At 40.5% G+C, this 18,156-nt stretch carries 16 protein-coding genes; 12 read left to right on the top strand and 4 right to left on the bottom strand.

What is annotated here, in order from left to right; all coding sequences use genetic code 11:
* The first annotated feature begins 149 nt into the window (after positions 1–149).
* From rpmB to HT691_RS05095, 9 genes are all read left to right on the top strand, one after another.
* Complete coding sequence (rpmB, locus tag HT691_RS05135) at positions 150–338, top strand: 50S ribosomal protein L28 (RefSeq protein WP_001140948.1); 189 nt, start codon at positions 150–152, stop codon at positions 336–338.
* A gap of 154 nt (positions 339–492) precedes the next feature.
* The gene (locus HT691_RS05130) at positions 493–858 is read left to right on the top strand and encodes an Asp23/Gls24 family envelope stress response protein (RefSeq protein ID WP_000216436.1); all 366 of its coding nucleotides are present in this window, start codon (positions 493–495) and stop codon (positions 856–858) included.
* 2 nt (positions 859–860) lie between these two features.
* Complete coding sequence (locus HT691_RS05125) at positions 861–2,528, top strand: DAK2 domain-containing protein (protein ID WP_000036650.1); 1,668 nt, start codon at positions 861–863, stop codon at positions 2,526–2,528.
* A 205-nt stretch (positions 2,529–2,733) separates the two neighbouring features.
* Positions 2,734–4,434 carry an acetolactate synthase large subunit gene (locus HT691_RS05120; RefSeq protein WP_000411733.1) on the top strand — a complete coding sequence of 567 codons (1,701 nt, stop codon included), beginning with the start codon at positions 2,734–2,736 and terminating at the stop codon, positions 4,432–4,434.
* Positions 4,427–4,903: an acetolactate synthase small subunit gene (ilvN, locus tag HT691_RS05115; protein ID WP_001253803.1), complete on the top strand. Its 477-nt coding sequence runs from the start codon at positions 4,427–4,429 to the stop codon at positions 4,901–4,903. The genes HT691_RS05120 and ilvN overlap by 8 nt, the downstream gene beginning before the upstream one ends.
* A 65-nt stretch (positions 4,904–4,968) precedes the next feature.
* Entirely contained in the window at positions 4,969–5,991 is a 1,023-nt protein-coding gene (ilvC, locus tag HT691_RS05110) for a ketol-acid reductoisomerase (protein WP_000290683.1), read from the top strand.
* Positions 5,992–6,075: 84 nt separating this feature from the next.
* A complete protein-coding gene (locus HT691_RS05105; RefSeq protein WP_001027903.1) occupies positions 6,076–6,432 on the top strand; it encodes a hypothetical protein in 357 nt (118 codons plus the stop codon).
* A gap of 50 nt (positions 6,433–6,482) precedes the next feature.
* Positions 6,483–7,733, top strand: coding sequence for a threonine ammonia-lyase IlvA (gene ilvA / locus HT691_RS05100; RefSeq protein ID WP_000952969.1), 1,251 nt, complete (start codon positions 6,483–6,485; stop codon positions 7,731–7,733).
* An 829-nt stretch (positions 7,734–8,562) separates the two neighbouring features.
* Complete coding sequence (locus HT691_RS05095; RefSeq protein WP_001130036.1) at positions 8,563–8,778, top strand: hypothetical protein; 216 nt, start codon at positions 8,563–8,565, stop codon at positions 8,776–8,778.
* A gap of 108 nt (positions 8,779–8,886) precedes the next feature.
* Here HT691_RS05095 and HT691_RS05090 read toward each other — a convergent pair whose 3' ends face one another.
* Both HT691_RS05090 and HT691_RS05085 read right to left on the bottom strand, forming a co-directional pair.
* Positions 8,887–9,627, bottom strand: a complete 741-nt coding sequence (locus HT691_RS05090; RefSeq protein WP_000189477.1) for an amino acid ABC transporter ATP-binding protein — start codon at positions 9,625–9,627, stop codon at positions 8,887–8,889.
* Positions 9,627–11,192 carry an ABC transporter substrate-binding protein/permease gene (locus HT691_RS05085; RefSeq protein WP_119948232.1) on the bottom strand — a complete coding sequence of 522 codons (1,566 nt, stop codon included), beginning with the start codon at positions 11,190–11,192 and terminating at the stop codon, positions 9,627–9,629. The genes HT691_RS05090 and HT691_RS05085 overlap by 1 nt, the downstream gene beginning before the upstream one ends.
* Before the next feature lie 137 nt (positions 11,193–11,329).
* Here HT691_RS05085 and HT691_RS05080 point away from each other — a divergent pair, with 137 nt between their 5' ends.
* The gene (locus HT691_RS05080; protein ID WP_000750623.1) at positions 11,330–13,219 is read left to right on the top strand and encodes a DUF2207 domain-containing protein; all 1,890 of its coding nucleotides are present in this window, start codon (positions 11,330–11,332) and stop codon (positions 13,217–13,219) included.
* 59 nt (positions 13,220–13,278) lie between these two features.
* Positions 13,279–14,124 (top strand): undecaprenyl-diphosphate phosphatase, encoded by an 846-nt coding sequence (locus tag HT691_RS05075; protein WP_000280764.1) that lies wholly within the window; start codon positions 13,279–13,281, stop codon positions 14,122–14,124.
* A 137-nt stretch (positions 14,125–14,261) separates the two neighbouring features.
* On the opposite strand, the gene dinB is transcribed toward HT691_RS05075, so the two are convergent.
* Complete coding sequence (gene dinB / locus HT691_RS05070) at positions 14,262–15,323, bottom strand: DNA polymerase IV (RefSeq protein ID WP_000904576.1); 1,062 nt, start codon at positions 15,321–15,323, stop codon at positions 14,262–14,264.
* 238 nt (positions 15,324–15,561) lie between these two features.
* Here dinB and pflB point away from each other — a divergent pair, with 238 nt between their 5' ends.
* Entirely contained in the window at positions 15,562–17,886 is a 2,325-nt protein-coding gene (gene pflB / locus HT691_RS05065) for a formate C-acetyltransferase (protein WP_000260631.1), read from the top strand.
* A gap of 33 nt (positions 17,887–17,919) precedes the next feature.
* On the opposite strand, the gene HT691_RS11145 is transcribed toward pflB, so the two are convergent.
* On the bottom strand, positions 17,920–18,156 hold a 237-nt coding region (locus HT691_RS11145; RefSeq protein WP_205380621.1), incomplete at its 5' end, for a hypothetical protein.

Below are 18,156 nucleotides of genomic sequence, written 5' to 3'. Positions count from 1 at the left end.
TCATTATAGAACTTTCAATATCACATTCGAATCACAATAAATAAAAAAATCTTCCAATTCCCTTGCAAAAATGAAGAAAGTGTGATAACATAGTACGGTATGTAGTGCTAGCACATCCGCTATATTAGATTTAATAGGAGGAAAACACAATGGCTAAAGTATGTTACTTTACAGGTCGTAAGACTGTATCAGGAAACAACCGTTCACACGCGATGAACCAAACAAAACGTGCCGTAAAACCAAACCTTCAAAAAGTTACTGTTCTTATCGATGGTAAACCTAAAAAAGTTTGGGCTTCAGCTCGCGCTTTGAAATCAGGTAAAGTTGAACGCGTTTAATAATAAAAGCAAGGAGACCTCAGGGTCTTTTTCTTTTGACATAGTGAAAAAATCATTTTAAAAGCAGAGTAAATATCCGCTGATACAGTATTCTGCTTTTACACTTGGGCTGAAATATGATAAAATAGAGTATCAACTAGTTGAGGTAAAAAGGATGACTGTAAAAATTAATACAAAAGATGGTCAAATCGAACTAACAGATGAAGTGATTGCAACCGTCGTAGGTGGAGCAGCAACTGAAATTTTTGGTGTGGTCGGTATGGCTAGTAAAAATGCCCTCAAAGATAATTTCCAAGCCCTTCTAGGTAAGGAAAATTATTCCAAAGGTGTCGTCGTAAAGGCAGCCGAAGATGGAAGCATTGCAGTTGATGTGTATACCGTGTTAAGCTACGGAACAAAGATTAGTGAAGTGTCAAAAAACATTCAAGAGCGTGTTGCCTTTAGCTTGGAAAACCAGCTTGGAATTACTGCTCAGACTGTAAATGTCTACATTCAAAATATCAAAGTTGTAGGAGAATAACCGTGTCAAAAATTACTACTAGCTTATTTCAAGAAATGGTGCAGGCTGCATCAACTCGCTTGAATAAGCAAGCTGAATATGTCAATTCATTAAACGTCTTCCCTGTTCCAGATGGAGATACTGGAACAAACATGGGGATGACCATCGAAAATGGAGCTAAAGAAGTTGCAGACAAGCCAGCTTCTACAGTTGGAGAGGTAGCGAGCATTCTTGCTAAAGGGCTTTTGATGGGTGCGCGTGGGAACTCAGGAGTTATTATGTCTCAGCTTTTCCGTGGATTTTCACAAGCCATCAAGGATAAAGACGAGTTAACAGGTCAAGACTTGGCCCTTGCCTTCCAATCAGGTGTTGAAGTTGCCTATAAGGCAGTGATGAAACCAGTTGAAGGAACGATTTTGACAGTTTCTCGTGGGGCTGCTATCGGTGCTAAGAAAAAAGCTGAGCAAACAGATGATGCTGTTGAAGTCATGCGCGCAGCCTTGGAAGGTGCTAAAACAGCTCTAACTAAAACGCCAGACATGCTTCCAGTATTGAAGGAAGTTGGCGTTGTGGACTCAGGTGGTCAAGGATTGGTCTTTATCTACGAAGGTTTCCTTTCTGCCCTTACTGGTGAATATATTGCATCTGAGGACTTTGTAGCGACTCCTGCCAATATGAGTGAAATGATCAATGCAGAGCACCACAAGTCTGTGGCTGGTCATGTGGCGACTGAGGATATCAACTTTGGTTACTGTACTGAAATCATGGTAGCTCTTAAGCAAGGTCCAACCTATGCCAAAGATTTTGACTACGATGAATTCCGTAACTACTTGAATGAACTTGGAGATTCTCTCCTCGTTGTCAATGATGATGAAATCGTCAAAGTCCATGTCCATACAGAAGATCCAGGACTTGTCATGCAAGAAGGTCTAAAATATGGTAGCTTGGTCAAGGTAAAAGTTGACAATATGCGTAACCAACACGAAGCACAGATTGAGAAAGAAACTGCCCAAGTTAGCAAGCCAGCTGAAGAAAAAGAGTATGCTTTGATTGCTGTGGTGGCTGGTAAAGGTCTAGCAGATATCTTCCGTTCTCAAGGTGTGGATTATGTTATCGAAGGCGGTCAAACCATGAACCCTTCAACAGAAGACTTTATCAAGGCTGTTGAACAGGTCAATGCCCGTAACATCATCTTCCTGCCAAATAACAAGAATATCTTCATGGCAGCTCAATCTGCGGCAGAAGTTTTGGAGCAACCAGCAGTAGTGGTAGAGGCTCGCACTCTTCCTCAAGGTTTGACAAGTCTTCTTGCCTTTGATTCAAGCAAGTCCATTGAAGAAAACCAAGAGCGTATGACAGCTGCTCTTAGCGATGTCGTTAGCGGAAGCGTCACAACAGCCGTGCGTGATACAACGATCGATGGTTTAGAAATCCATGAAAACGATAATCTAGGTATGGTGGATGGGAAAATCCTCGTGTCAAACCCTGACATGCACCAAACCTTGGCAGAAACTTTGAAACATATGTTGGATGAAGACAGTGAAATCGTAACCTTCTATGTCGGTGAAGACGGAAGCGAAGAACTTGCCAATGAAATCGCTCAAGAAATCGCAGAAGAATTTGAGGATCTTGAAGTTGAAATCCACCAAGGTCAACAACCTGTTTACCCCTATCTATTTAGTGTGGAATAAGAGCCGATTAATGAAGGACTGAGAAATCAGTTCTTTTTTCTTTTTTAGTAAATGAAAACGGTATCTTTTTAATAAAAACAAAAATAACATTCATAAATAAACGTTAAAATAGAAAATTCAGAAAATTTCTTCTTTTCTCTTGAAAATTTTTTAAAAAATGGTATGATAGTAACAAGTTATTTTTAAGAGGAAAGAAAGGGGAACAATGGAGAAAATCAGTTTAGAATCTCCTAAGACGGGTTCGGACCTAGTTTTGGAAACACTTCGTGATTTAGGAATTGATACCATCTTTGGTTATCCTGGTGGTGCAGTCTTGCCTTTTTATGATGCGATATATAATTTTAAAGGTATTCACCACATTCTAGGACGCCATGAGCAAGGTTGTCTGCATGAAGCTGAAGGTTATGCTAAATCAACTGGAAAGTTGGGTGTTGCCGTCGTTACTAGCGGACCGGGAGCAACAAATGCCATTACAGGGATTGCGGATGCCATGAGCGATAGTGTTCCCCTTTTGGTCTTTACAGGTCAGGTAGGGCGAGCAGGGATTGGGAAGGATGCCTTTCAGGAGGCAGACATCGTGGGAATTACCATGCCAATCACTAAGTACAATTACCAAGTTCGTGAGACAGCTGATATTCCGCGTATCATCACGGAAGCTGTCCATATCGCGACTACAGGCCGTCCAGGGCCAGTCGTCATTGACCTACCTAAAGACGTATCTGCTTTAGAAACAGACTTCATTTATTCACCAGAAGTGAACCTACCAAGCTATCAGCCGACTCTTGAACCAAATGATATGCAAATCAAGAAAATCTTGAAGCAATTGTCCAAGGCTAAAAAGCCAGTCTTGTTAGCTGGTGGTGGAATTAGTTATGCTGAGGCTGCGGCAGAATTAAATGAATTTGCAGAACGCTATCAAATTCCAGTCGTAACAACTCTCTTAGGTCAAGGAACAATTGCAACGACTCACCCACTCTTCCTTGGAATGGGGGGGATGCACGGTTCTTTCGCAGCGAATATTGCCATGACAGAGACGGACTTTATGATTAGTATTGGCTCTCGTTTTGATGACCGTTTGACAGGAAATCCAAAGACTTTTGCTAAGAATTCTAAGGTTGCCCATATTGATATTGACCCAGCCGAGATTGGCAAGATTATCAGTGCAGATATTCCTGTAGTTGGAGATGCTAAGAAAGCCTTGCAAATGTTGCTAGCAGAACCGACAGTTCATAACAATACTGAGAAATGGATTGAGAAAGTTACTAAAGACAAGAACCGTGTTCGTTCTTATGATAAGAAAGAGCGTGTGGTTCAACCGCAAGCAGTTATTGAACGCATTGGTGAATTGACGAATGGAGATGCCATTGTGGTAACAGATGTTGGTCAACACCAAATGTGGACAGCCCAGTATTATCCCTACCAAAATGAACGTCAGTTAGTGACTTCAGGTGGTTTAGGAACCATGGGATTCGGAATTCCAGCAGCAATCGGGGCTAAAATTGCTAACCCAGATAAGGAAGTAGTCTTGTTTGTTGGGGATGGTGGTTTCCAAATGACCAACCAGGAGTTGGCTATTTTGAATATTTACAAAGTGCCAATCAAGGTGGTTATGCTGAACAATCATTCACTTGGAATGGTTCGCCAGTGGCAGGAATCCTTCTATGAAGGAAGAACATCAGAGTCGGTCTTTGATACCCTTCCTGATTTCCAATTGATGGCGCAGGCTTATGGTATTAAAAACTATAAGTTTGACAATCCTGAGACCTTGGCTCAAGACCTTGAAGTCATCACTGAGCATGTTCCTATGCTAATTGAGGTAGATATTTCTCGTAAGGAACAGGTGTTACCAATGGTACCGGCTGGTAAGAGTAATCATGAGATGTTGGGGGTGAAGTTCCATGCGTAGAATGTTAACAGCAAAACTACAAAATCGTTCAGGAGTCCTCAATCGCTTTACAGGTGTCTTATCTCGTCGTCAGGTTAATATTGAAAGCATCTCTGTTGGAGCAACAGAAGATCCGAATGTATCGCGTATCACCATTATTATTGATGTTGCTTCTCATGATGAAGTGGAGCAAATTATCAAGCAACTCAATCGTCAGATTGATGTGATTCGCATTCGTGATATTACAGACAAGCCTCATTTGGAGCGCGAGGTGATTTTGGTTAAGATGTCAGCGCCAGCTGAGAAGCGAGCTGAGATTCTAGCGATTATTCAACCTTTCCGTGCAACAGTGGTAGACGTAGCGCCAAGCTCGATTACCATTCAGATGACAGGAAATGCTGAAAAGAGTGAAGCTCTATTACGAGTCATTCGACCATACGGTATTCGCAATATTGCTCGAACGGGTGCAACTGGATTTACCCGTGACTAAAAATCCAACTTAAATTTGTTAAACCAGCCTAAAAGGCAATAAATGATAGAAAAGAGAGAAAAACTATGGCAGTTCAAATGGAATACGAAAAAGATGTTAAAGTAGCAGCACTTGACGGTAAAAAAATCGCCGTTATCGGTTATGGTTCACAAGGACATGCGCATGCTCAAAACTTGCGTGACTCAGGTCGCGATGTCATCATCGGTGTACGTCCAGGTAAATCTTTTGACAAAGCAAAAGAAGATGGATTTGACACTTACACAGTAGCAGAAGCAACTAAATTGGCTGATGTTATCATGATTTTGGCACCAGACGAAATCCAACAAGAATTGTACGAAGCGGAAATCGCTCCAAACTTGGAAGCTGGGAATGCAGTTGGATTTGCTCATGGTTTCAACATTCACTTCGAATTTATCAAAGTTCCTGCGGATGTAGATGTCTTTATGTGTGCTCCTAAAGGACCAGGGCACTTGGTACGCCGTACTTACGAAGAAGGATTTGGTGTACCAGCTCTTTACGCAGTATACCAAGATGCAACAGGAAATGCGAAAAACATTGCTATGGACTGGTGTAAAGGTGTTGGAGCAGCTCGTGTAGGTCTTCTTGAAACAACATACAAAGAAGAAACTGAAGAAGATTTGTTTGGTGAACAAGCTGTACTTTGTGGTGGTTTGACTGCCCTTATCGAAGCAGGTTTCGAAGTCTTGACAGAAGCAGGTTACGCTCCAGAATTGGCTTACTTTGAAGTTCTTCACGAAATGAAATTGATCGTTGACTTGATCTATGAAGGTGGATTCAAGAAAATGCGTCAATCTATTTCAAACACTGCTGAATACGGTGACTATGTATCAGGTCCACGTGTGATTACTGAGCAAGTTAAAGAAAATATGAAAGCTGTCTTGGCAGACATCCAAAATGGTAAATTTGCAAATGACTTTGTAAATGACTATAAAGCTGGACGTCCAAAATTGACTGCTTACCGTGAACAAGCAGCTAACCTTGAAATTGAAAAAGTTGGTGCAGAATTGCGTAAAGCAATGCCTTTCGTTGGTAAAAACGACGATGATGCATTCAAAATCTATAACTAATTAGAAAGCAAAGAATTTTGCTTAAAATAGTAGCTTCAGCTATTCGTGGGATATTAGATATACTTATTTAGGGGTTGAAATCATATGAATATTACCAATTTGTTTTCTATCAAGACAGGATGTGATGAAACTGATAGGCAACTGCAAAAATTATTTTTTCAGTTGGATTTACAATTGGGAGAATTGACAGATCAACTAAGAAAATTAGATTCTAATTTTGTTTCTCGTAGTCAATTTGTAGACACGCTGGATTTGAATGATGTAGAATATAAAGAAGTTTTAAACTATTTTATCTTCCATCGTAATGATAGTGAAGAAAGTTTGGCAGAATGGTTATATGATTGGATTTCCACAAATCGTTATGAACTTCCTAAAGAGTTTTCAATTCGTATGGCTCATAAATATCATGAAAGTGTTGCTGAAGTTTTTGGAGATGAATAACTAAAAAAACAGTCATTAGTGACTGTTTTTTATAGAAAAAGAGGTTTTATATGTTAAGTTCAAAAGATATTATCAAGGCTCATAAGGTCTTGAATGGTGTGGTTGTGAATACCCCACTGGATTACGACCATTATTTATCGGAGAAGTATGGTGCTAAGATTTATTTGAAAAAAGAAAATGCCCAGCGTGTTCGTTCCTTTAAAATTCGTGGTGCCTATTATGCTATTTCTCAGCTCAGCAAGGAAGAACGTGAGCGTGGGGTAGTCTGTGCTTCTGCGGGAAATCATGCGCAGGGAGTTGCCTATACTTGTAATGAGATGAAAATTCCTGCTACTATTTTTATGCCCATTACCACTCCGCAACAAAAGATTGGTCAGGTTCGCTTTTTTGGTGGGGATTTTGTAACCATTAAACTAGTTGGAGATACCTTTGATGCCTCAGCCAAAGCAGCTCAAGAATTTACAGTCTCTGAAAATCGTACCTTTATTGCTCCCTTTGATGATACTCATGTCCAAGCGGGTCAAGGAACAGTTGCTTATGAGATTTTAGAAGAAGCTCGAAAAGAATCGATTGACTTTGATGCTGTCTTGGTCCCTGTTGGTGGTGGCGGTCTCATTGCCGGGGTTTCTACCTATATCAAGGAAACAAGTCCAGAAATTGAAGTCATTGGGGTAGAGGCTAATGGAGCGCGTTCCATGAAAGCTGCTTTTGAAGCTGGTGGACCTGTTAAACTCAAAGAAATTGACAAATTTGCGGATGGGATTGCTGTGCAAAAGGTAGGACAGTTGACCTATGAAGCAACGCGTCAACATGTTCAAACTTTGGTAGGTGTCGATGAGGGATTGATTTCTGAAACTTTGATTGACCTCTACTCTAAGCAAGGGATTGTTGCAGAACCTGCTGGAGCAGCTAGTATCGCCTCTTTAGAGGTTTTAGCTGAATATATCAAGGGGAAAACCATTTGTTGTATCATTTCTGGAGGGAATAATGATATCAACCGTATGCCAGAAATGGAAGAGCGTGCCTTGATTTATGATGGGATCAAACATTACTTTGTGGTCAATTTCCCACAGCGTCCAGGAGCTTTGCGTGAGTTTGTAAATGATATCTTGGGGCCAAATGATGATATCACCCGTTTTGAGTATATCAAGCGAGCTAGTAAGGGAACAGGTCCAGTATTGATTGGGATCGCTTTGGCAGATAAGCATGATTATGCAGGCTTAATTCGTCGAATGGAAGGTTTTGATCCAGCTTATATTAACTTAAATGGGAATGAAACGCTCTATAATATGCTTGTCTGAGGACTAATAAAAAAATATCATATTATTTGCACAACTAATGTATAGGTGTTATAATGATAGTGAAGAAAGGGGGCGATTCCTATGGTTTTAGGAAGCTTATCGTGCTATTTCTACTACAACTCACTATAACACCTATTATTTTCGATTCTGTTTATATTAAGGCGGCAGAATTACTTACTATATATAAGGAAATTTTTTGAAATCCCCAATTGTATATATCCCTAATTTGAGATTTCTCTAAATATAATAGGAATCAAAAAAAATAATCAATGTTTGTGAGATGACTGCTAGGTGAGTTGGTCGAAAAACTCGTGAGATAGACAATAGTGCTAGACATGCAATAGCTAGTGATACTGATTTTAAATGACTAGCTGGAAAGTGGGTATGTAATCAGAAGATGCAAGATTGTACAAAGTAAGTAGTACCGGTTGTGAAATGGATAAGATATAGATAAGGACAGGAAAGGAACCAAAGAAGGAGAAAGAAAACGGAATGATTTAGAGATAGTGAGGAGTGAAAGACTATCTTTAGTGGGCTTGTTGATTTAAAAGGAATAGATAGAATGAAATAGTAAATCCTGTCTATCCTATTGAGAAACTGGTATTCAGCATACGTGAATATTTTTACAAATTTAAAGTTTAATAATGCAATTATTTTTTAGGAGCATACTGATGGGTTATAGTAAGCGGAAAACTATATATTATCGGCTTTAAAAAGGAAGTAAGAAGATTCTGGGTCATTTATTTTATTGAATATATGTTTTTTTATTGACAAAAGTAGTAAAAACGTATACAATTAAGTATTGTAAAGAAGAAAATAGGAGAAAAACATGGCTAAGTCAAACTTTGAAAAAGTAGAATCAGTTGTTGGCTGGGTTCGTGATAAGAAAATCACAGGCTACCGTATCTCTAAGGAAACGAATGCGCGTGAAATGTCTATCATTGCTCTGGCGCAGGGTCGTGCAAAAGTAAAAAATATTTCATTTGAAACAGCCCTAGGCCTAATTGATTTCTATGAAAAAAATCATGAAAAATTTGAAGATTAATCTTTGGATAACGGCGGATTCTTGACCCTCAAGTAGTAGAGATAGAGAATCTGCCTTTTCATTTTGAGGACAGCAAAAAGACTGCACGGTTGAGGCAGCCTTTTCTTTTTATTTGAGATAGCGTTGAAGGAATTCTTTTGTACGGTCTTCTTTAGGATTGGTGAAGAGATCTTCTGGTTTGCCTTCTTCAGCAATCACACCCTTATCCATAAAGATAACACGGTGAGAGACATCACGGGCGAATTCCATTTCATGGGTTACGACAATCATAGTCAAGCCTTCCTGAGCTAGATCTTGCATGATTTTGAGGACTTCTCCAACCATTTCTGGATCGAGAGCTGATGTTGGTTCATCAAAGAGAATAGCATCTGGATTCATGGAAAGGGCGCGAGCGATGGCCACACGTTGTTTTTGACCACCTGAGAGTTGTTTTGGTTTCGCTTGCCAGTAGCGTTCCCCCATACCGACCTTTTCCAGGTTTTCTTTGGCAATCTTTTCAGCTTCTGTGCGTTCGCGTTTAAGGACAGTTGTCTGAGCGACAATTGTGTTTTCAAGCACGTTGAGATTTTCAAAGAGGTTAAAGGATTGGAACACCATCCCCAACTTTTCACGGTATTGCGTGAGGTCATAGCCTTTTTCGAGGACGTTTTGTCCATGATAAAGGATTTGTCCATCAGTTGGTGTTTCAAGTAGGTTAATAGAGCGTAGGAAGGTCGATTTCCCGCTTCCAGAGCTTCCGATGATAGAGATGACCTCTCCCTTGTGGACAGTGAGTGAAATGTCTTTTAGCACTTCGTTTTGGCCATAGGATTTTTTGAGGTGTTTAATTTCAAGGATTGCTTGTGTCATTATTTAAAATCCTCCGTTTGTATTTGGTTAGCACCTGTAGTATAGGTATCCATGTCCATTCTGCGTTCGATGAAGCGTAGGATACGTGTTACGGTGAAGGTGAGGACAAAGTAAATCACGGCGATGATTGTAAATGTCTGGAAGTATTGATAGGTTTGAGTTGCCACGGTATTTCCTGAGAAATAAAGTTCGACAACAGAGATAACGTTCAATACAGATGTATCTTTGATATTGATGACAAATTCATTACCAGTTGCTGGTAGGATATTGCGGACAACCTGAGGTAGGACAATCTTACGCATGGTTTGGTTATGAGTCATACCGAGTGCAGTTGCGGCTTCAAATTGTCCCTTGTCAACTGCCAGGATACCACCACGGACGATTTCAGTCATGTAGGCACCGGTATTGATTGAAACGATGAAGATAGCAGCTAGTGTACGGTCAAGGTTGATACCGAAAGCTTGGGCAGTTCCATAGTAGATAACCATCGATTGAACGATCATTGGCGTACCACGGAAAATTTCAATGTAGACATTGAGGATCCAGCCAACTAATTTTTGTAGGCTATAAATGGCTTTATTTTCAGATAGAGGAGCAGTACGGAAAACACCAATGGCAAGACCGATAATGAGACCTGTGATGGTTCCGACGATAGAGATTAAAAGAGTGATACCAGCACCACGCAAGAGTTGTTGCCAGTTTTCAGAAAGAATTTTAGCAACTTGGCTAAAGAAACTACTGCTAGTCTCTTCAGTTGTTGTAGCTTCGGCAGGTTGTTCCTTGATCATACGATCCATCAAGGCAACTTGGTCGTCTTTTGAAATGGTTTCAATGCTGGCATTGATTTGGCTAATACGATTGTCATCTTTACGAAGTCCAATGGCGATAGCTGTATCTTCTTCCCCAGTTTTGAAACCTGGTTCTACTTGGACCATCTTGAACTTAGAGTTTGCAGCTTCGGCAGTCAGAGCTTCTGGGCGTTCAGAAACATAGGCATCGATGACACCAGCCTCAAGAGCTTGGCGCATTTGAGCGAAGTCTCCCATGGCTGTTTCTTTTTTAGCACCTGGGATTTGTGAAATCAAGTCATAAAGGTAAACACCTTGTTGAGAAGTGATTTTCGCACCATTAAAGTCATTCAAAGATTTAGCATTTGCGTAGGCAGAATCTTTTTTGATAAGCAAAACTGGTTCGCTAGTGTAGTAACTGCTTGAAAAGGCAATTTCTTGTTTACGCTCGGCAGTAGGACTCATACCTGCGATAATCATGTCAATCTTACCAGAAGTAAGGGCAGGGACTAGACCTTCCCACTTGGTTTTAACAACCAAAGGTTCTTTACCTAAGTCCTTAGCGATTTTCTTGGCGATTTGAACATCGTATCCGTTGGCATACTGGTTGGTTCCATCGATTTTGACAGCTCCATTGCTATCATCATCCTGGGTCCAGTTAAAGGGGGCATATGCTGCTTCCATCCCGATGCGTAAATATTCATCGGCTTGAGCAACATTGACAAGTCCTAGCATCAGCAAGAGACTTGTGAAAATAGATAAGTATATTTTTCTCATGATTTCTCCTATTCTAATCTATTAAAAAATAACTGTCTCCTATTTTATCGAAAAATGCGTAATTTTTCAACATAAGTAAGCCTTTACTTACGAAAAAATGCTATAATGATAAGAAAGATAAAAAGGGGGCTTAGTTGATGAAAAAAACTTTTTTCTTACTGATGTTTGGCTTGTTTTGCCTTCTGCCACTTTCTGTTTTCGCCATTGATTTCAAGATAAACTCTTATCAAGGGGATTTGTATATTCATGCAGACAATACGGCAGAATTTAGACAAAAGATAGTTTATCAGTTTGAGGAGGACTTTAAGGGCCAAATCGTGGGACTTGGACGTGCTGGCAAGATGCCTAGTGGATTTGACATTGATCCTCATCCAAAGGTTCAGGCTGCGAAAAATGGTGCTGAACTAGCAGACGTTACGAGCGAAGTGACAGAAGAAGCGAATGGTTATACTGTGAGAGTCTATAATCCAGGCCAGGAAGGCGACACAGTTGAAGTTGAGCTTACATGGAACTTAAAAAATTTGCTTTTCCTATATGATGACATTGCTGAATTAAATTGGCAACCTTTAACAGATAGTTCAGGGGCTATTGGCAAGTTTGAATTTCATGTAAGGGGAGACAAGGGAGCTGAAAAACTCTTTTTCCATACAGGGAAACTTTTTAGAGAGGGAACGATTGAAAAGAGTAGCCTTGATTATACTATTCGTTTGGACAATCTTCCGGCTAAGCGTGGAGTTGAATTGCATGCCTATTGGCCTCGAACTGATTTTGCTAGCGCTAGGGATCAGGGATTGAAAGGAAATCATTTAGAAGAATTTAATAAGGTAGAAGACTCGATTGTTAAAGAAAAAGAGCAAAGTAAACAACTCCTTACTTGGGTCTTACCTTCGATACTTTCTATCTCCTTGTTATTGAGTGTCTGCTTCTATTTTATCTATAGAAGAAAGACCACTCCTTCAGTCAAATATGCCAAAAATCATCGTCTCTATGAACCACCAATGGAATTAGAGCCTATGGTTTTATCAGAGGCTGTCTACTCGACCTCCTTGGAGGAAGTGAGTCCCTTGGTCAAGGGGGCTGGCAAATTCACCTTTGACCAACTTATTCAAGCTACCTTGCTAGATGTGATAGACCGTGGAAATGTCTCTATCATTTCAGAAGGAGATGCAGTTGGTTTGAGGCTAGTAAAAGAAGATGGTTTGTCAAGCTTTGAGAAAGACTGTCTAAATCTGGCTTTTTCAGGCAAAAAAGAAGAAACTCTTTCCAATTTGTTTGCGGATTACAAGGTATCTGATAGTCTTTATCGTAGAGCAAAAGTCTCTGATGAAAAACGGATTCAAGCAAAGGGGCGTCAGCTTAAATCTTCTTTCGAAGCAGTATTAAAAGAGATGCAAGAAGGGGTCAGAGACAGGGTTTTCTTCTGGGGGCTCCCAGATTACTATCGTCCTTTAACTGGTGGGGAAAAGGCCTTGCAAGTGGGTATGGGACTCTCCACTATCTTGCCCCTATTTATTGGATTTGGTTTGTTCTTGTACAGTTTGGACGTTTATGGCTATCTTTACCTCCCCTTGCCAATACTTGGTTTTCTAGGTTTGGTTTTGGCTGTTTTCTATTATTGGAAGCTTCGATTAGATAATCGTGATGGTGTCCTAAATGAAGCAGGAGCAGAGGTCTACTATCTCTGGACCAGTTTTGAAAATATGTTGCGTGAGATTGCGCGATTGGATCAGGCTGAATTGGAAAGTATTGTGGTCTGGAATCGCCTCTTGGTCTATGCGACCTTATTTGGCTATGCGGACAAGGTCAGCCATTTGATGAAGGTTCATCAGATTCAAGTGGAAAATCCAGATATCAACCTCTATGTAGCTTATGGCTGGCACAGTATGTTTTATCATTCAAGCGCGCAAATGAGCCATTATGCCAGTGTCGCAAATACAGCAAGTACCTACTCTGTATCTTCTGGAAGTGGAAGTTCTGGCGGTGGTTTCTCTGGAGGCGGAGGTGGTGGAAGTATCGGTGCCTTTTAAAGAGAACTGCCATAGATTGAAAAATATGCTATAATGGAAGATAGAAAAAGGAGTAATCTATGTATCTTATTGAAATTTTAAAATCTATCTTCTTCGGGATTGTTGAAGGAATTACGGAATGGTTGCCGATTTCCAGTACAGGTCACTTGATTTTAGCAGAGGAATTTATCCAATACCAAAATCAAAACGAAGCCTTTATTTCCATGTTTAATGTCGTGATTCAGCTTGGTGCGATTTTGGCGGTCATGGTAATCTACTTTAACAAGCTCAATCCTTTCAAACCGACTAAGGACAAGCAGGAAGTTCGTAAGACTTGGAGACTATGGCTGAAGGTCTTGATTGCGACCTTGCCTTTACTTGCCGTCTTTAAGTTTGATGATTGGTTTGATACCCACTTCCATAACATGGTTTCTGTTGCTCTCATGTTGATTATCTATGGGATTGCCTTTATCTATTTGGAAAAACGTAATAAAGCGCGTGCTATCGAGCCAAGTGTGACAGAGTTGGACAAGCTTCCTTATACAACAGCTTTCTATATCGGACTCTTCCAAGTTCTTGCCCTTTTACCAGGGACAAGCCGTTCTGGAGCTACAATCGTCGGTGGTTTGTTAAATGGAACCAGTCGTTCAGTTGTGACAGAATTTACCTTCTATCTAGGGATTCCTGTTATGTTTGGAGCTAGTGCCTTAAAGATTTTCAAATTTTTGAAAGCAGGACAGCTCTTGAGCTTTGGACAATTGTTCTTGCTCTTGGTTGCGATGGGAGTCGCTTTTGCAGTCAGCATGGTGGCTATTCGCTTTTTGACAAGTTATGTGAAAAAACACGATTTTACCCTTTTTGGTAAATACCGCATCGTGCTTGGTAGTGTCTTGCTACTTTACAGTTTTGTCCGTTTATTTGTATAAGAAAAACCTTGAAGGGGCAGCTCTTCAAGGTTTTATACTCTTTGAAAATCTCTTCAGACCGCGTCAGCTCTATCTGCAANNTGTTTTGAGCAGCCTGCGGCTAGCTTCCTAGTTTGCTCTTTGATTTTCATTGAGTTTCAAAATCCAGTCACGGTAATCCCCAGCAGGCGGACACCTCTTTCTTTCTCGCTTAATTCTTCATAGAGTTGTAGGGCTATTTGGCTTATCTGGCTAGCATCCTGTGTTTTTTGAGCTAGACTTTTTCGTTTAGTGAGAGTTGAAAAGTCCTCGTAGCGGATTTTCAAAATGACAATTTTTCCAGATTTTTCTTGTTGACTGAGATTGAGAGCGACTCTTTCTGATAGAAGAGTCAGCTCTTTTTTGATATCTTCCTCGGCACGGAGAATCTTCCCATAGGTTTTCTCCTTCCCGATTGACTTACGGATGCGATTGGATTTGACTGGGGAATTGTGGATGCCACGAGCCTTTCGATAAAGGTCATAACCCAGTCTACCAAAACGATCTATTAGGGTCACTTCAGGGACTTCAAGTAGGTCAGCGCCAGTAAAAACGCCCATTTGATGAAGACGTTCTACAGTCTTTTTTCCTACTCCATGAAACTTGGAAATATCCATTTGTTTGAGGAAATCCTCAGCTTGGTCAGGTAGAATCACTGTCAAACCATGTGGTTTTTGATAATCACTGGCCATTTTAGCCAAGAATTTGTTGTAAGAAACGCCAGCAGAAGCAGTTAGATGGAGTTCTTGCCAGATATCCTCTTGAATGAGGCGAGCAATTTTGACCGCTGACTTGATCCCGAGTTTATTTTCTGTCACATCCAAATAGGCTTCGTCAATGCTCATGGGTTCTATTAAATCTGTATAGCGCTTAAAGATAGCTCGAATCTGGAGTCCCACAGCTTTGTATTTCTCATAATTCCCCGAGATGAAGACGGCCTGGGGACAACGCTCATAGGCTTCCTTAGAGCTCATGGCTGAATGGATACCAAAAGCTCGTGCCTCATAGCTACAGGTAGAAACGACTCCCCGCCCACCTGTTTGCCGAGGGTCACTGCCGATAATGACAGGTTTTCCTCTGAGTTTAGGATTATCTCTGATTTCCACCGCAGCAAAAAAGGCATCCATGTCAATATGGATGATTTTTCTTGACAAATCATTTAACAAAGGAAAAATCAACATGCCTAGCCCCCTTTTTACCGCTTATTTTCTTTTATTATACCCTTTTTTCTGAAAAAAAGAAAAAAGGACTTTATTTTTTCAAAAATATAATACAGTTTGAAATAAAATATAGACTGTTTTAGAAAAGAAAGTGTAAAAATAGGGATTTTCCACTTGTTGAAATCGGTTACTGTATGGTATACTTGCCTCATGAATGTAACAGATGGTTGTTACTAGAAAGAAAAAAGAGGACATTAACATGGTTGTTAAAACAGTTGTTGAAGCACAAGATATTTTTGACAAAGCTTGGGAAGGCTTCAAAGGCGTAGATTGGAAAGAAAAAGCAAGTGTATCACGCTTCGTACAAGCTAACTACACACCTTACGATGGAGACGAAAGCTTCCTTGCAGGACCAACAGAACGTTCACTTCACATCAAAAAAATTGTAGAAGAAACGAAGGCTCACTACGAAGAAACTCGTTTCCCAATGGACACTCGTCCAACATCTATCGCTGATATCCCAGCAGGATTTATCGATAAAGAAAATGAAGTTATCTTCGGTATCCAAAACGATGAACTCTTCAAATTGAACTTCATGCCAAAAGGTGGTATCCGTATGGCTGAAACAACTTTGAAAGAAAATGGATACGAACCAGATCCAGCTGTTCACGAAATCTTTACTAAATACGTAACAACAGTTAACGACGGTATCTTCCGTGCCTACACTTCAAACATTCGTCGCGCACGTCACGCACACACTGTAACTGGTCTTCCAGATGCATACTCACGCGGACGTATCATCGGTGTTTACGCACGTCTTGCTCTTTACGGTGCAGACTACTTGATGCAAGAAAAAGTAAACGACTGGAATGCAATCGAAGAAATTGATGAAGAAACAATCCGTCTTCGTGAAGAAATCAACCTTCAATACCAAGCATTGCAACAAGTTGTTCGCTTGGGTGACCTTTACGGAGTTGATGTTCGCAAACCAGCGATGAACGTTAAAGAAGCGATCCAATGGGTTAACATCGCCTTCATGTCTGTCTGCCGTGTTATCAACGGTGCTGCTACATCTCTAGGACGTGTACCAATCGTTTTGGACATCTTTGCAGAACGTGACCTTGCTCGTGGTACATTTACTGAATCAGAAATCCAAGAATTCGTTGATGATTTCGTTATGAAACTTCGTACAGTTAAATTTGCTCGGACAAAAGCTTACGACCAATTGTACTCAGGTGACCCAACTTTCATCACAACTTCTATGGCTGGTATGGGTAACGACGGTCGTCACCGTGTTACTAAGATGGACTACCGTTTCTTGAACACTCTTGACAACATCGGTAACTCTCCAGAACCAAACTTGACAGTTCTTTGGACTGATAAATTGCCATACAACTTCCGCCGCTACTGTATGCACATGAGCCACAAACACTCTTCTATCCAATACGAAGGTGTAACAACAATGGCTAAAGACGGATATGGTGAAATGAGTTGTATCTCATGCTGTGTGTCTCCACTTGACCCAGAAAATGAAGAACAACGCCACAACATCCAGTACTTCGGTGCGCGTGTAAACGTATTGAAAGCCCTTCTTACTGGTTTGAACGGTGGTTACGACGATGTTCACAAAGACTACAAAGTATTTGACATCGAACCAATCCGTGACGAAGTTCTTGAATTTGAATCAGTTAAAGCTAACTTTGAAAAATCTCTTGACTGGTTGACTGACACTTACGTAGATGCCTTGAACATCATTCACTACATGACTGATAAATACAACTACGAAGCTGTTCAAATGGCCTTCTTGCCAACTAAACAACGTGCCAACATGGGATTCGGTATCTGTGGATTTGCCAACACTGTTGACACATTGTCAGCTATTAAGTACGCTACAGTTAAACCAATCCGTGACGAAAATGGCTATATCTACGATTACGAAACAATCGGTGAATACCCACGTTGGGGTGAAGATGACCCACGTTCAAACGAATTGGCAGAATGGTTGATCGAAGCTTACACTACTCGTCTACGTAGCCACAAACTTTACAAAGACGCAGAAGCTACTGTATCACTTTTGACAATCACATCTAACGTTGCTTACTCTAAACAAACTGGTAACTCACCAGTCCACAAAGGTGTATACCTCAACGAAGATGGTTCTGTGAACTTGTCTAAACTTGAATTCTTCTCACCAGGTGCTAACCCATCTAACAAAGCTAAAGGTGGATGGTTGCAAAACTTGAATTCACTTTCTAGCCTTGACTTTAGTTATGCAGCTGATGGTATCTCATTGACTACACAAGTATCACCTCGCGCTCTTGGTAAGACTCGTGACGAACAAGTTGATAACTTGGTAACAATCCTTGATGGTTACTTCGAAAACGGTGGACAACACGTTAACTTGAACGTTATGGACTTGAACGATGTTTACGAAAAGATTATGTCAGGTGAAGACGTTATCGTACGTATCTCTGGATACTGTGTAAACACTAAATACCTCACTCCAGAACAAAAAACTGAATTGACACAACGTGTCTTCCACGAAGTTCTTTCAATGGATGATGCCTTGGATGCATTGAGCTAATCAAGTTCTTGAATAATGAAAAGGAACCCTCGGTCAGTCGACTGAGGGTTTTGTGCTTGGGGATAGTGTGAGCAATTCCTTCGGCGCAATATGCAATGTTTTTGGAAAGGAATAGTGGACCGAATCTGAAATAGCCCGCTGAAACGTTTCAAACAGTGCTAGAAATTGACTGGAATTCAAAGATACTTGTTGAGTTGGGGGGATTTGAAAATAATCCTCAATGAAAATCAAAGAGCAAACTAGGAAGCTATCCTCAGGTTGCTCAAAACA

It is taken from the genome of Streptococcus sp. 477 (assembly GCF_013277295.1).
GTDB lineage: Bacteria > Bacillota > Bacilli > Lactobacillales > Streptococcaceae > Streptococcus > Streptococcus pseudopneumoniae.
The sequence above is the reverse complement of the archived record's forward strand: the minus strand, read 5'-3'. Positions and strand labels throughout refer to the sequence as shown.

Coding starts and splice junctions, on each gene's coding strand:
- rpmB (WP_001140948.1), top strand. CDS start 150: ATGGCTAAAGTATGTTACTTTACAGGTCGTAAGACTGTATCAGGAAAC.
- HT691_RS05130 (WP_000216436.1), top strand. CDS start 493: ATGACTGTAAAAATTAATACAAAAGATGGTCAAATCGAACTAACAGAT.
- HT691_RS05120 (WP_000411733.1), top strand. CDS start 2,734: ATGGAGAAAATCAGTTTAGAATCTCCTAAGACGGGTTCGGACCTAGTT.
- ilvN (WP_001253803.1), top strand. CDS start 4,427: ATGCGTAGAATGTTAACAGCAAAACTACAAAATCGTTCAGGAGTCCTC.
- ilvC (WP_000290683.1), top strand. CDS start 4,969: ATGGCAGTTCAAATGGAATACGAAAAAGATGTTAAAGTAGCAGCACTT.
- HT691_RS05105 (WP_001027903.1), top strand. CDS start 6,076: ATGAATATTACCAATTTGTTTTCTATCAAGACAGGATGTGATGAAACT.
- ilvA (WP_000952969.1), top strand. CDS start 6,483: ATGTTAAGTTCAAAAGATATTATCAAGGCTCATAAGGTCTTGAATGGT.
- HT691_RS05095 (WP_001130036.1), top strand. CDS start 8,563: ATGGCTAAGTCAAACTTTGAAAAAGTAGAATCAGTTGTTGGCTGGGTT.
- HT691_RS05090 (WP_000189477.1), bottom strand. CDS start 9,627: ATGACACAAGCAATCCTTGAAATTAAACACCTCAAAAAATCCTATGGC.
- HT691_RS05085 (WP_119948232.1), bottom strand. CDS start 11,192: ATGAGAAAAATATACTTATCTATTTTCACAAGTCTCTTGCTGATGCTA.
- HT691_RS05080 (WP_000750623.1), top strand. CDS start 11,330: ATGAAAAAAACTTTTTTCTTACTGATGTTTGGCTTGTTTTGCCTTCTG.
- HT691_RS05075 (WP_000280764.1), top strand. CDS start 13,279: ATGTATCTTATTGAAATTTTAAAATCTATCTTCTTCGGGATTGTTGAA.
- dinB (WP_000904576.1), bottom strand. CDS start 15,323: ATGTTGATTTTTCCTTTGTTAAATGATTTGTCAAGAAAAATCATCCAT.
- pflB (WP_000260631.1), top strand. CDS start 15,562: ATGGTTGTTAAAACAGTTGTTGAAGCACAAGATATTTTTGACAAAGCT.